General features: G+C 68.8%; 13 protein-coding genes. 7 read left to right on the top strand and 6 right to left on the bottom strand.

What is annotated here, in order from left to right; genetic code table 11:
* Positions 1 to 26: 26 nt before the first annotated feature.
* Together OHN74_RS30565 and OHN74_RS30560 are read left to right on the top strand one after the other, a co-directional pair.
* Positions 27 to 1,034 carry an NAD-dependent epimerase/dehydratase family protein gene (locus OHN74_RS30565; protein ID WP_327697792.1) on the top strand — a complete coding sequence of 336 codons (1,008 nt, stop codon included), beginning with the start codon at positions 27 to 29 and terminating at the stop codon, positions 1,032 to 1,034.
* A 517-nt stretch (positions 1,035 to 1,551) separates the two neighbouring features.
* Entirely contained in the window at positions 1,552 to 1,884 is a 333-nt protein-coding gene (locus OHN74_RS30560) for a hypothetical protein (RefSeq protein WP_327697791.1), read from the top strand.
* 558 nt (positions 1,885 to 2,442) lie between these two features.
* Here the strand turns inward: OHN74_RS30560 and OHN74_RS30550 are convergent.
* The 3 genes from OHN74_RS30550 to OHN74_RS42945 form a co-directional block, all read right to left on the bottom strand.
* Complete coding sequence (locus tag OHN74_RS30550; protein ID WP_327697790.1) at positions 2,443 to 3,312, bottom strand: helix-turn-helix domain-containing protein; 870 nt, start codon at positions 3,310 to 3,312, stop codon at positions 2,443 to 2,445.
* A 335-nt stretch (positions 3,313 to 3,647) separates the two neighbouring features.
* On the bottom strand, positions 3,648 to 3,971 hold the full coding sequence (locus OHN74_RS30545; protein WP_327697789.1) for a hypothetical protein: 324 nt from the start codon (positions 3,969 to 3,971) through the stop codon (positions 3,648 to 3,650).
* The gene (locus OHN74_RS42945; protein WP_443060473.1) at positions 3,971 to 4,477 is read right to left on the bottom strand and encodes a transposase domain-containing protein; all 507 of its coding nucleotides are present in this window, start codon (positions 4,475 to 4,477) and stop codon (positions 3,971 to 3,973) included. Before OHN74_RS42945 ends, OHN74_RS30545 begins: the two co-directional genes overlap by 1 nt.
* Before the next feature lie 142 nt (positions 4,478 to 4,619).
* Between OHN74_RS42945 and OHN74_RS30540 the strand changes: the two genes are divergently transcribed.
* Positions 4,620 to 5,120 carry an ASCH domain-containing protein gene (locus OHN74_RS30540; RefSeq protein ID WP_327697788.1) on the top strand — a complete coding sequence of 167 codons (501 nt, stop codon included), beginning with the start codon at positions 4,620 to 4,622 and terminating at the stop codon, positions 5,118 to 5,120.
* Positions 5,121 to 5,201: 81 nt separating this feature from the next.
* Here the strand turns inward: OHN74_RS30540 and OHN74_RS30535 are convergent, their stop codons facing one another.
* Positions 5,202 to 5,789 (bottom strand): maleylpyruvate isomerase family mycothiol-dependent enzyme, encoded by a 588-nt coding sequence (locus OHN74_RS30535; RefSeq protein WP_327697787.1) that lies wholly within the window; start codon positions 5,787 to 5,789, stop codon positions 5,202 to 5,204.
* Between the two features lie 88 nt (positions 5,790 to 5,877).
* Here OHN74_RS30535 and OHN74_RS30530 point away from each other — a divergent pair, with 88 nt between their 5' ends.
* Complete coding sequence (locus OHN74_RS30530; RefSeq protein WP_327697786.1) at positions 5,878 to 6,333, top strand: MarR family winged helix-turn-helix transcriptional regulator; 456 nt, start codon at positions 5,878 to 5,880, stop codon at positions 6,331 to 6,333.
* On the opposite strand, the gene OHN74_RS30525 is transcribed toward OHN74_RS30530, so the two are convergent.
* On the bottom strand, positions 6,314 to 8,146 hold the full coding sequence (locus OHN74_RS30525) for an MFS transporter (RefSeq protein ID WP_327700335.1): 1,833 nt from the start codon (positions 8,144 to 8,146) through the stop codon (positions 6,314 to 6,316). The genes OHN74_RS30530 and OHN74_RS30525 overlap by 20 nt on opposite strands.
* Positions 8,147 to 8,286: 140 nt before the next feature.
* On the opposite strand from OHN74_RS30525, the gene OHN74_RS30520 reads away from it, so the two are divergent.
* A complete protein-coding gene (locus OHN74_RS30520; protein WP_327697785.1) occupies positions 8,287 to 8,931 on the top strand; it encodes a TetR/AcrR family transcriptional regulator in 645 nt (214 codons plus the stop codon).
* Between the two features lie 333 nt (positions 8,932 to 9,264).
* Here the strand turns inward: OHN74_RS30520 and OHN74_RS30515 are convergent, their stop codons facing one another.
* Complete coding sequence (locus tag OHN74_RS30515) at positions 9,265 to 10,689, bottom strand: cation:dicarboxylate symporter family transporter (protein ID WP_443060582.1); 1,425 nt, start codon at positions 10,687 to 10,689, stop codon at positions 9,265 to 9,267.
* 224 nt (positions 10,690 to 10,913) lie between these two features.
* On the opposite strand from OHN74_RS30515, the gene OHN74_RS30510 reads away from it, so the two are divergent.
* Positions 10,914 to 12,656: a sensor histidine kinase gene (locus OHN74_RS30510; protein ID WP_327697783.1), complete on the top strand. Its 1,743-nt coding sequence runs from the start codon at positions 10,914 to 10,916 to the stop codon at positions 12,654 to 12,656.
* Positions 12,653 to 13,366: a response regulator gene (locus OHN74_RS30505; protein WP_327697782.1), complete on the top strand. Its 714-nt coding sequence runs from the start codon at positions 12,653 to 12,655 to the stop codon at positions 13,364 to 13,366. The genes OHN74_RS30510 and OHN74_RS30505 overlap by 4 nt, the downstream gene beginning before the upstream one ends.
* The last annotated feature ends 193 nt before the right edge of the window (positions 13,367 to 13,559 follow it).

The raw sequence follows: 13,559 nt of genomic DNA, 5'->3' as shown, positions 1-13,559 counted from the left end.
AAGGTCCACAACGGGGAGGGGACGTCATGCGTGACGTATTGGTCATCGGCGGTAATCGCTATTTCGGAAAACGTCTCATCGGCAGGCTGATCGCCGCCGGAGACCGGGTCACTGTTCTCAACCGGGGCTCCGCTCCCCCGCCGGCCGGTGCAATTCACCTGGTCGCCGACCGCGACGACGAGGCCGCCCTGAATTCCGCTCTCGGCGACCGCGCCTTCGACGCCGTCGTCGACCAGGTCTGCTACACGCCCCGCCAGGCGGTGATCGCCCGGCGCGTCTTCGGCGGCGGCCGTACCCGGCGCTATGTGATGACGTCCACGGTCGAGGTGTACGAGTACGAGGACTCCCTCGTCTACGAAGACACCGTTGTCCCCGTGCGCGAGGACGCCGTCGATCCGCGTACCGTCCCCGTCCGTCTTGAACTCCCTTGGCACAAGCCGGAGTTCCGCGAAACGCACTACGGCGAGGGCAAGCGCCAGGCGGAGGCGGTCTTCGCATCCGCATCCGCCGATGACACCGGCACCGGCTCCGACACCGATTCCGCCTCCACGGCGGCCGGCGGTACGGAGTTCCCGTACAGCGCCGTGCGTGTGGCCCATGTCCTGGGCGGGGACGATGACTTCACCGGCCGGCTCGACCACTACGCCCAGCGCATCCGTACGAGCACACCCATAGCCGTACCGACCGAAAACCGGCCCGCGACCTACATCCACGTCGAGGAGATCGCCGACTTCCTGTTCTGGACGGTGGGCGAGGACTTCACCGGGCCGGTCAACGCGGCCTCCCACGGCCTGCTGACCACCGAGGAGTTGTGCGCGGCCGTGGCCCGACACATCCCGAACGGCAGGACCGTCTTCCGGAACGTCGACGTCGGCAAGGTGTCCCCGTTCTCCTTCTCGCGCTCGTACGGCATGGACAACTCCCGGGCCACGGAGCTCGGGTTCACCTTCGGCCGCGTACAGGAATGGCTGCCCCGCGCGGTCGCCGAGACGCTCGGGGCGGAGGCGGGAAGGAAGGGGTTCGGGGAGGGCTAAGGGCAATTGGATCTCGTGGACCGTGCCCTCCTTGCGGCGGGTCATGGGTCCAGGAGATTCGTTGCGGCGCAGCGTAAGAATGTGACGTCGGTCGTACCGGAAGGCCCGCCATGCCATGGCATCACCGATGGAGCGCAGTTGACGTGCTACGCGCTCCAGGAAGTCGGACTCCAAACGTGAGACACACTGCGCGCGCTTGCCTCAAAGCGATCTGGTCCGGTTCGCCTCGATCGGGTTCAGCAGTGGCTGAGCTCCATGCTGGTGTCGTCAGGGCCGGTGAACTCTCGCGCGGCCTGCTCACTGTCCGTGACTGTCACTGCCAGAGGTACCACCGACAATCATATCAAGCCGAGTTATACAGGAAGAGACGACTGGATGGCCGGCTTTTTCCCTGCGAATATCTTTCTCAGCGGCAACGCCACAGGAGTGGAAATGAAAAACGTGGCACGCAATGCCCACATCCACTTCAGCCGGCTCCGCGGAAGTCACCTACACTTCGAGCCTCAAGGAAATTCGCATGCGAAAAAAGATCTTGGGCACGCTCAGCGCCGCCATCATCGCGGCAACCGGATTCGGCATCGCCGCCGCCTCCCCGGCGAGCGCCGCTTGCGACACGCTGTCTTGCAGGCTGCTCGCCGCAGCGGCTGCGACCCACCGCTGGGAGGTCCCCGGCAGAGTGCTGGAGGGCAGGGCGCGCCCAACTGATCCGGCCGGCTACAAGGCGGCGATGAAGGACGCAGCCTTCCATTGTTCGGAATTCGGCGAGCACGCGGGTCCGCTGAAGTCCTTCTACCGGCACGACGGTAATTATTACGTGAAAATGCAGTGCCTGAAGTACGTCACGATCTGACCATCCAGGGTCGCTTCGTCCCGGACCTCGCTCACCTCTGACCCGCAAGAGGCGTCAAGATTTCTGCGGGATTCAGCTTTCCCACTCGCAGCGACCCTTCTCGATCCCTGTTCGACGCTCTCCTTCACGGAAAGTGTCGAACAGGGCCGAAGTGTTCGTTTCAGTCAAGGCATATCCCCGAATTTCTACGTTGCCCACGACTTGTCCCGTAGCTGCCGGGCACGAACGTATGAGGACCGGGTTCTGTTGGTCGCTGTGTGCTGGTGCACCAACCTCACCCCGTACCGACTCACTCCGCAGTTCGACTCGACAAGCCATCAGGTCGTCATCGACGCCGACGTCCGACTCGTTCTCGCCGTCGGCGGGACGATCGCGATCCCCGACAGTGCCCCCTTGGGCGCCGGAGTGGTCATTCCGTACCGTCGTGAACGCGGCCAGAACGACCTCCCGGCCTGGAAAGAGGAACACGATCCAGCGGCGTTTCCTGCCGCAGAATGCTCCATGCCGCTCCGCCGCCGACAGGACTGAGCCCTTCACTGCTATGCCCCAGCATGGTGCTCAGCGAAGCGGCTCCGACTCCCCGTCCGCCAGCGTCCGAAGGGATTTCTCCGACGAGGAGCCCGGCTCGGCATGGAAAGTCAACAAGCGCTGGGAACAGTCGTCGGACAGCACCATGGACACGGGGACGAGTTGAAACTCTCCCACCAAAGGGTGCTCCATTCGCACAATGCGGCCGTTGCGCCCACAGCCCACGTCGTGCTGTGCCCACAGCCGCTGGAACTCCGCACTCTTCGCCGACAACTCCCCCACCAGCATGGCGACATGCGGGTCGTCCGGATACTTGCCGACGCACACACGCAGAGTGCCGACGATCATGGCCGCCACACGACCGGGGTCGGCGCAACGCTCACGCAGCATGGGAGTCAGGAAGAACAACCGGGGCAGGCTGCGCTCCTCGGGCCACATAGGTGTCCAGTTCCCGAACACGGCGGCGGCGAGCGGGTTTCGTCCCAGGACGTCCAAACGCCGGCCGACGACGAAGGCAGGGACGCCGAGTGCGTCGAGGAGGTGCTGGACGACAGGCCGCAACCGCTGCCGACCCTCGACCTGCGCCGCGCTCTGCCGCTCGGCCTGGGCCAGCCCGATCAGATGGGCATGCTCGTCCTCGGTCAGGCGCAGGGCGCGGGCTACCGCGTTCAGCACCTGGACCGAGATGCCGTCGCCGTACCCCTGCTCCAATCGCACGTAGTACGTGAACGACACCCCCGCCAGCTGCGCCAGCTCCTCGCGCCTCAGCCCGGGAACGCGACGACGACCGTGCGTCGGCAGGCCCACGTCCTCGGGCTTGAGCCGGGCCCTGCGCGAATGCAGGAACTCCCTCAGCTCGGCATGGCGGTCGAGTCCTGGCGTCACCACCGCTGCAGGCATTTCAGCACCAGACATCTCCATTTTCCTTCTTCGCTCCTGAATCGACCGGAGACGCCTCGGGTTCCTGTTCTTTGGCGGTACGCAGAGCAGGAACAGCAGTTCACCAGCCGAATCGCGTGTCCCAGCGGCTGGGGTTGACATCGCTCACCGTAGGGAGAGGGAAGTTGGTGAGGATCGGCCGAACGGCCGATCCGGCGGCGTTGGCGGTGTCCGTTCGGCCGAGCCACGCCCGGTCCCGTCGGATGGCGACGTACGAGGCAAACCACAACGGGGGCGAGTAAGGGCTGTCCGGTAACCCTCAAGCGCCGAGCGACAGCCCCGTGGCTACGGGAGCCTCAGTCTTCGTTTCGTCCCACTGATACGGCGCGATCACGCACCTGAGCTTCGGAAGCTGCCAGCCACTCGTTCATCACGTCGTGGGCTTCGTCCAGGAGCAGATCGCGTCTCCCATCGGGTGCGTAGGCCGGGGACCGATCCGCGCGCAGTGGCAAGTGAGTGCAGTACCAAGCGCGCTCGGCGCCTGCTCGCTCTGCGTCCGTGCCCGAGCGGAGGTAGTCGAGCAGTGCTGTCATTACCCTGCGGCGTCCGAATGTGTAGAGCGCCGGCTCGACGAACCAGCGGCAGAAGCTCGGATCTGGGTCATAGACGGCGGCGGCCATCAACGGAGCGAAGCACTCTTCGGGCAGGATGGCGCGTTCGAGTAGTGGCCTGCGTACCGCGTGGGCCAGGTGCCGCGCTGTCGGCCACGTCCCAGCACGTGCCGTCCACCGCCAGCAGCCGCATCCCCCGCCAGAAGCACCCCGGGAGTGGCCCCGGTGCCCATCGGCTTCGCGGTCGTGGCAAACAGCACCCGCAACGGCTCCGATCCCAGGCGCTGGCGGGCCCGAAACAGTGACGACTTCGCAGGGATGCGCCACTCGCCCAACAGCCCCTGGCTCCGCAGGCCCTCGACCAGGTGCCGCATCACCTCCAGATATGGTGCCGGCGAGAACTGGGCAAGGGCGAGCACGAAATACACCACCAGCCGGGCCGGCAGCAGACGTCTACGATGCTCCGCACGACCACAGGCAGCCACCACACGATCCACCAACCCAGGCCGATACACCCAGGTCAGCAGCCCCAGCCCCGATAACTCGCCGACACCCGCACCACCCCCGGGAAGCACTACGCAGCAGCGTACGCCCGCAACTAGAACAACGGCATTGCCCTTAGGTGACCTGCGGTACCGCAGGCAGCAGTTGACGCAGGCAGCGGCAACGCAGGTAATGGGCGCGCCCGGAACGAGCGCGCCGCTCTACCGTGACGGCATGACGACCGCCGAGCAGCCGCCCCAGCCCGAGAACCCTCCGACACCGGAGAGCCTCCCGACGCCGGAAGGGCTTCCGGCACCCGAGGGGCTTCCCAAGGCCGAGTTCGCCTTTCCCGGTCCGCTGCGCGACCAGCTCGTCGCCGCGGTTCTCGACGGTTCGAAGACATCCACGACCGGACTCATCGTCGACTACGAGCACGAGGGTGAGTCTCTGCCGGAGGTCGGGAGCCGTTCGGTGGTCGTCGACTCCGAGGACCGACCGGTCGGGATCATCGAGGTCACGGGCGTACGGGTGGTCCCGCTGGCCGAGGTGGATCTCGCCCACGCGCTGGACGAGGGCGAGGGCTACGCCGATGTGGCCGCGTGGCGGGCAGGCCATGAGCGGTTCTGGCACAGTGCCGAGATGCGGGCTGCCCTGGACGACCCCGGGTTCACCGTGGACGACACGACACCGGCGGTACTGGAACGGTTCCGGCTCGTGGCCGACCTCCGGCTCTGATCCCTGAATACGCAGCAAACGGACGGACGGGCGGGCAAGCAGGCAGGTGGGTGGGTGGATGGATGGAAGACAACCCACCCCCTACCCCCGCCCCGTCAGCAGAAGCAGCAGCTCCGAGATCGGCCCGCGGATCTCCCTGCCCTTCTCTCCCCGCGTCCACTCGATGTCCGTGGCGACCAACCGCCCCTCCGGCAACGGCCACGGCCTCGGCGGAAACCGCATCGTCCACACCCGGTCCGCCGCATCCCGCGCCGCCGCCGGAGGCATCACGCGCTCCCTGCCCAGCGCCTGTGCGATGTCCTGGCCGTGGACGAGAATGTCGAGGAGGGGTTCGCGGCGGGTCGTACCGGGCGCCAGCCGACGGGAGCCGATCGTCGCGCGCAGGTTGGCGACGATCTCCTCGACCGGTAGCCGCGCCTCCTGGACCGCCGTGTCGTGGATCATCCGGTCGACGTTCCCCCGGGCTCGGACGAATTCCCGCGCCACCGTGCCGTACGACATGCGTGCCGCGATGGTCAGATGCGCGGCCACATCCCGTACGCGCCAGTCGCCGCACCGGGTGGGCCGCTCCCACTCCGCCACGCTCAGCCCTGCCAGCAGCTCCGCCAGACTCGTCCGCTCGGCATCCACCACCTGCCAGCGTTCGTCCGTCTCCAGCACGACACCCATGGGGATCACCGCCGACTCAAGTGGTAAGCTTCTCTGACCAAATTAGTCAGGGACTCTTACCAAGTCAAGCTGGAGGAGAGTGTCGGCCATGACCGCCGTACCCACCGCACCCGAGAGTGAGCTCAGCACCGGACTGCTCCTCTTCCTCCCGTACCGGGCCCTGGAGAGCCGCATCTTCGCCGTGCTCTCCGAGGCCGGTTTCGACGACTTCACGCCCGCCCAGGCCCGCGTACTCCAGCGCGTCGGCCCGGACGGCACCAGGCTCACCGAACTCGCCGAGCAGGCCCAGATCACCAAGCAGACCGCCGGCTTCCTGGTCGACCAGCTGGAGAAGGCGGGCTACGTGACACGAGAGCCGGACCCGTCCGACAGACGGGCCCGGCTGGTGTGTCTCGCGGAGCGGGCTCGTGCCGCGCAGCCCGTCGCCGCCAGGGTGGTGGCCGAGGTGGAGGCGGAGTGGGAGGCCCACCTCGGCAAGCGCCGGATGACTCAACTCCGCCAGGCACTCACGCTGTTGAGGGAGATCACCGACCCGTACGCGTGAGCTCGGACGCGTCGTCGGACTCGGATGAGTCTGACGCCTCGGACGACTCCGATGACCCTGAGGACTTGGATGACCGGGCGGGTACATCCGCCCCGGAGTCCGACTCCGGCCCCGAATCCGACTCCGGCCCCGAATCCGTTTCCGGCTCCGACTCCGTTTCGGTTTCCTCCGTACGACCGCCGTCCACGCTCCCCTTCCCCGGCAGCAGAACAGCGACCAGCACCGTCCCCACCCCCAGGATCACCGCCCCGATCAGGCTCGTGTGGGCCACCGCATCCGAGAAGGACGAGCCGACCGCGTCCGCCATCTGCCGCGCCCCCTGGGCGAGTTGGGTGGCCTGCGCCTTCAACTCGGCAGCCTGCCCGGTGTTTCCCGCGCTCGCCGCCTGCGACGCCTGTGCCGCGAGCTGCCGGGCCTGTGTGCCGATCGCCTGGGCCACCTGGTAGCCCGCGCCGACCGAGTCCTGGGCCGAACTCAGCGCGCCCGCCGGCAGCTTGCTGCCGTTCGTCGCGTCGGCGAGATGGGAGGCGTACGACGTGGAGAGCAGTGAGCCGAGGATCGCGATGCCGAGCGAGCCGCCAAGCTCCAGCGAGGTGTCGTTCACCGCGCCGCCGACGCCCAGTTCGGCCTCGGGGAACGCCCCCATGATCGCGTCCGTGCACGGGGAGAGCGCGAGGCCGATCGCAAGGCCGAGGACGACGAGAGGGGCGACGAAGGTTCCGTACGACGAGCCGGAGTCCACCTGCGAGAGCAGCGCGAGGGCCGCCGTACCGCCGACCATGCCCGCCGTGACCGTGACCTTCATGCCGACGCGCGGGGTGAAGTAGCCGGTGAGGGCCGAGCCGACGAAGACCGCACCCGCCAGCGGCAGCATGCGCAGGCCGGTGTCCAGGGCGTCGTAGCCGAGCACGAACTGGAGGTGCTGGGTGAGGTAGTAGAACGCGCCGAAGACCGCCAGGAAGAACAGGGCGACCGCGAGGTTGGAGCCCGCGAACCGGCGCTGTGTGAAGCGGCGTACGTCGAGGACCGGGCGCGGGTGGCGCAGTTCCCACCCGACGAAGAGGACGAGGCCGAGACCTGCGGCGACCGCCGCCGTGACCGCCTTGACGCCCCAGCCGAAGTGCGGACCCTCGATGATCGTGTAGACCAGCGCGCCGATCCACACCACGGACAGCAGCCCACCGACGTAGTCGATCCGGTCGTGGTGCCCGGCCTTGGACGGCGGTACGAGGACGAGGGCGCCGACGATCGCGAGCGCGGCGATCGGCACGTTGATCAGGAACGTCGAGGACCAGCCGTGGTTCTCCAGCAGCGCGCCCGCGACCAGCGGTCCGGCCGCGATGGCGAGGCCGGCGGTGGCGGTCCACAGGGTGATCGCCTTGGCGCGTTCGGCGCGCGGGAAGGTCGCGGCGAGGAGGGAGAGCGTCGCGGGCATGATCAGTGCGGCGCCCACGCCCATGACGGCACGGGCCGCGATGACCCCGGTGGCCGACCCGACCAGCGAGCCCGCGACCGACCCCGCGCCGAAGACGACCAGGCCGAGGACGAGCGCCCCGCGCCGGCTGTACTTGTCGCCGATCGCGCCGAGCAGCAGCATCAGGGCCGCGTACGGGACGGTGTAGCCGTCTATGACCCACTGGAGATCGGCGCTGGAAAGGCCCAGGTCCTGGGTCATGTCGGGGGCGGCGACGGTGAGGGCGGTGTTCGCCATCACGATGATCAGCAGGCTCAGGCACAGCACGAGGAGCGCCCACCAGCGCCGGGCGTAGGGGCGGGTCGCCCCCTCGACGGGTTCCGTCCTGACAAGTCGCATGGCCACGGGGTCGCCTTCCTTGCTGGCTGGTGATCACCGGCTGGTGACTGATCCTTTTGCACATTGACGTGCAGTTGCACAATACTGTGCAACATACCCCGATGCACAGTGGTGTGCAAATAGAAGGAAAGGAAGGCACAATGTCAGCCATGACCACGGGCACCACCAGCCGCGCCGACGTGAATCGCCGCCGCATTCTCGATGTCGCTCTCGCCGAGCTGCTGCGCGACCCCGACGCCTCGATGGACCAGATCGCGCGCGCCGCGGGTGTCGTACGACGGACCGTGTACGGGCATTTCCCGAACCGGGAGGCGCTCATCAGCACGCTGCTCGACGGCGCCGTCGAGGCGGTTGCCGCCGCGCACGCGGAGGGCACCGAGGGCGCCGCCGAGGATCCGGCGGAGTGCGTGGCCCGGTCCACGCTTGCGGTCTGGCAGGTCGCCGACCGCTACCGCATCCTCGTCGGGCTCGCCCAGCGCAGTGTCACCGTGCAGGGGATCCGCGACCGGTTCACCCCGGTGCGGGAGGCGGCTGTCGAGGTGCTCCGACGGGGCCTGGAGGAGGGCGTCTTCACCTCACCCCTGCCTGCGCCGGCGCTGGCGTATGCGCACGAGCAGATGTTGTTCGCGCTGATGGAGGCGGTGAACGACGGGCTCCTCGCACCGGAGGAGGCGGGCCGCTCAGCCGCGGTCACCCTGCTGTCGGCGGCGGGCGTCCCCGCCTCCCGGGCCACCGCACTGGTGGCCGAGCTGAGCGACGTGCCGACCGAGCGACGTGCCCACTGACCGCAGTGCCGTCCGAACAACGGGTCAGCTGACCGCCGTACCGGTGAACTGTCGCACCGGGCACGGAAATGGCCGAGCGGCCAGGCTTCGGGGGAGTGCCTGGCCGCTCGGCGTTTTTCGAGGTCCCGGGGCTCCGGCGGACCTGCCGGGGGCCCCAGGCCGGGGGGCTGGACTACTGGGGAGTGTCCGGGCCGCCCGGGGTTTTCGGGATCTGACTGCTGTTCCGCACCGCCAGGGGTGCTGTGCCCAGGCGGCTGAGGGACGGGGGAGCACCTCAGCCGCCCGGAGTCGACGGGCCCGGACCGGGTTGTGGCGGACCGGGCCTGGCCTGGGTCAGGCCTTGGCGAGTTCCTTCTCGCCGCCCTGCTCGGGGACGTCCGCGGACTCGGAGTCCGGGTGGAAGCCGTCCTTCTCGTCGATGAGCGTCTTCTCGTCGAAGGGGTGCTGACCGGCGAGGACCTCCGCGACGCGCGTCTTGTCGATCTCGTTGGTCCAGGTGCCGATCAGGACCGTGGCGACCGCGTTGCCCGCGAAGTTCGTGAGGGCGCGGGCCTCGCTCATGAAGCGGTCGATGCCGACGATCAGGCCGAGGCCGTCCACCAGGGCGGGCTTGTGCGAGGAGAGACCGCCGGCCAGGGTCGCGAGACCGGCGCCGGTGACACCCGCCGCGCCCTTCGAGGCGACGAGCAGGAAGAGGAGCAGCGGGATCTGCTCACTGACCGACATCGGCGTACCCATGGCGTCGGCGATGAACAGGGACGCCATGGTCATGTAGATCATGGTGCCGTCGAGGTTGAACGAGTAGCCGGTCGGGACGGTGATGCCGACCACGGGCTTGCTGACGCCCAGGTGCTCCATCTTCGCGATGAGGCGCGGCAGCGCGGACTCGGAGGAGGAGGTCGAGAGGATCAGCAGGAACTCACGGCCCAGGTACTTGAAGAGCGAGAAGACGTTGAGGCCCGTGAAGATCTTCAGCAGCGCGCCGAGCACCAGGAAGACGAAGAGGAAACAGGTGAGGTAGAAGGACAGCATCAGGATGGCGAGCTGCTTGAGCGCGTCGAGGCCGGCGGACCCCGTCACCGCGGCCATGGCGCCGAACGCACCGACGGGCGCGGCCCACATGACCATGCCGAGGATGCGGAAGACGAGGCGCTGGATGTGCTCGACGCCGCGCAGGATCGGCGCGCCGGTGGAGCCCATGCCCTGGATCGCGAACCCGGCGAGCAGGGCGATCAGCAGCGTCTGGAGGACCTCGGGCACGGTGAACGCGGCCACGAACGTCGTCGGGATGATCCCGAGCAGGAACTCGGTGGTGTCCTTGGCCTCGGCCGAGACCTGGGCCTGGCCGGTCTCCTTGACGGCGTCGGTCAGCGCGAGGCCGGTGCCCGGCTCGATGATGTTGCCGACGACCAGGCCGATGCCGAGCGCGACGAACGACATGAGCACGAAGTAGCCGAGCGCGATACCGCCGACCTTGCCGACCTTCGCGGCCTTCCGTACCGAACCGATACCGAGCACGATCGTGCAGAAGATGATCGGCGAGATCATCATCTTGATCAGGTTGACGAAGCCGGTACCGATCGGCTTCAGCTCGACCGCGAAGTCCGGGGCGATCAGGCCCACGGCGATACCGGCGGCCACCGCGGCGATGACCGCGATGTAGAGGTAGTGGGTACGGTCCCGCTTGGCGGCGGGTGCGGCAGGTGCCGTTGAGGATGAGGTGGCCACGGCTGCCCTCCTTGACGTCGTCGTCGGCATCACCGGCGTGCGGCTCACGTCCGGGGGATGGGGAGAAAGTTGTACTGGGGATGCGGTGGTGCTGGGTTGCGATGGTGCTGCGGGGTCGCGAGCGGCGGCGACCGAAATCAGGCCAAGGCCCGTGAATCGCGTCCCTGCGATGCCGTGACTATCCCTCGGCCTGTGAGGGCGGTCACCCTTCCGTTCATTTAGTTCACACTTATAAGGAGAGGCAGACTGACACCATGCGCTTCCCCCGCGTTCCCGGACCCCGCAGCCTGGCCGCCCAGCTGTTCGCGATGCAGGCCGTGCTGATCGCGGTCGTGGTGGCCGGATGTGCGCTGTTCACCTACCTCAGCGACCGCAGTCAGGCCGAGGACGCCGCGGGCCGCCAGGCGATGGCCGTCGCCCGTTCCGTCGCGGACACCCCCTCGGTGCGCGAGGCGATCCTCACCGCCCCCAAGCCGACGACGCTGCTCCAGCCGTACGCCCTCCAGGTGCAGCACCACACGGACGTCGACTTCATCACGATCATGAACCCCGAGGGCATCCGCTGGACCCATCCCGACAAGGCGCAGATCGGGCAGCGCTTCCTCGGGCACCGGGAGCGCGCGCTGCGCGGCGAGTCGTTCACGGAGGTCTTCTCCGGCACGCTCGGCCCGTCCGTCCGCGCGGTGACGCCGATTCGGGCCGACGGCGCCGACGGCGCGATCATCGGGCTGGTCAGCGCGGGTATCCGGGTCGAGGAGATCAGCGCCCGGGTCCAGGACCAGGTCACGGCACTGATCGGGGTCGCCGTGGGCGCGCTGGCGCTGGGCGCGGTCGGCACGTACGTGATCAACGCGCGCCTGCGCCGCCACACGCACGGGATGAACGCGGCCGAGCTGAGCCGCATGCACGACTACCACCAGGCCGCCCTGCACGCCGTACGCGAAGGGCTGCTGATGCTCGACGGGCAGTACAAGGTGGCGCTGATGAACGACGGCGGGCGGGAGCTGCTGGGTGTCCTTGACGAGGGTGAGGGTGCGGGAAAGGTCGTCGGCCGGTCCGTGGCCGAGCTGGGGCTGCCGGCGCCGCTGACGGGCGCGCTGCTGTCGGCCGAGCCGCGCGTCGACGAGGTGCATCTGACCGCCGACCGGGTCCTGGTCGTCAACACCTCCCCGGTGTCGAGCGGCGAGCGCCGGGGCACGGTCGTCACCTTGCGCGATGTGACAGAACTCCAGTCCCTGATGGGCGAGTTGGACTCCGAACGCGGTTTCACACAGGCGCTGCGCTCCCAGGCTCACGAGGCGGCGAACCGTCTCCACACGGTCGTCTCGCTGATCGAGCTGGACCGGGCGGAGGAGGCCGTCGACTTCGCGACCGCCGAACTGGAACTCGCCCAGGCACTCACCGACCAGGTGGTCGCGGCGGTCAGCGAACCGGTGCTGGCCGCCCTGCTGCTCGGCAAGACGGCGCAGGCGAACGAGCGGGGCGTGGAGCTGGTGGTGTCGGAGGACAGCAGCCTCGACGACGGCCTCCTCCCCGACACGCTCCCCGCCCGCGACCTGGTCACCATCCTGGGCAATCTCATCGACAACGCCGTCGACGCGGCCCAGGGAAGCGTGGAGGGCGGCATGGGGGCGTCCAGGGTGACGGTGACTGCCCTGACGGAGGACTCCCTGCTGGTGCTGCGGGTGTCGGACACGGGCGCCGGCGTCGACCCGGCCCATGCGGAGGCCGTCTTCCAGCGGGGCTTCACGACGAAACCGGCGGGACCGGGCGGTCGGGGCCTCGGCCTGGCGCTCGTACGGCAGGCGGTGGCCCGGCACGACGGGACGCTGACGGTGGCCGAGGCGGCGTGCGGCGGGGCGGAGTTCGAAGTACGGCTGCCGTTGCCTAAGGTTGCGGCGCGGTTCGTGGTTCCGGCCACGAACGCTGCGGAAACTCACGCCCCCGCCAAGTCCACCGAGCCCGCTGAGCCCGCCGTGCCAGGAGGCGACGTATGACCGACCCGAGAGACACGACGCGCAGAGACACGAAGACCGACCCCATCCGCGTTCTCGTCGTGGAGGACGACCCGGTCGCCGCCGACGCGCATGTCATGTACGTCGGCCGGGTTCCCGGATTCACGGCGGTCGGCAAGGCGCACACGGGCGCGGAGGCGCGGCGCGCGCTGGACCGTACGCCGGTGGACCTGCTCCTGCTCGACCTGCACCTGCCCGACGGACACGGGCTGCAGCTGGCCCGCTCCCTGCGGGCGGCCGGCTATCACGCGGACGTGATAGCGGTGACGTCGGCGCGGGACCTGGCGGTGGTCCGGGAGGGGGTCTCGCTGGGGGTCGTGCAGTACGTGCTGAAGCCGTTCACCTTCGCGACCCTCCGGGACCGGCTGGTGCGGTACGCCGAGTACCACGCCTCCGCGGGCGAGGCGAGCGGCCAGGACGAGGTCGACCGCGCGCTGGCCACCCTGCGCGCACCGGGCCCCGCCGCCCTCCCCAAGGGCCTGAGCGCCCCCACCCTGGAACGGGTCACGGTGACCCTCCGGGCCAGTACGGAAGGGCTCACGGCAGCGGGGGTCGCCGAGGAGGTCGGCATCTCACGCATCACGGCCCGTCGGTATCTGGAACACCTGGTGGACGCGGGGCGGGCGGCACGGGCCCCGCAGTACGGGCAGGTGGGGCGGCCGGAGTTGCAGTACCGGTGGGTGAAGGGCTAGCGGGAGAGCGGGAGTTGAGCGGGCCTCCCCCATCGGCCTTACATGGACGGCGACTTGGGACTCTCGAGTGTGCGTGCACCCAGCGTGCCCTGCCCCGGCGGCGAGATCGGGACCGTGGCACGCGAGGAGCGAGGAGATCTACGAGGACTTCGGGTTCGTGGCGTCGGCATACGGGTCCGAGGAGGCTGACGCC

Source organism: Streptomyces sp. NBC_00459, assembly GCF_036013955.1.
GTDB lineage: Bacteria > Actinomycetota > Actinomycetes > Streptomycetales > Streptomycetaceae > Streptomyces.
Note: the sequence above shows the minus strand (reverse complement) of the source record. Positions and strands in the feature narration are given on the sequence as shown.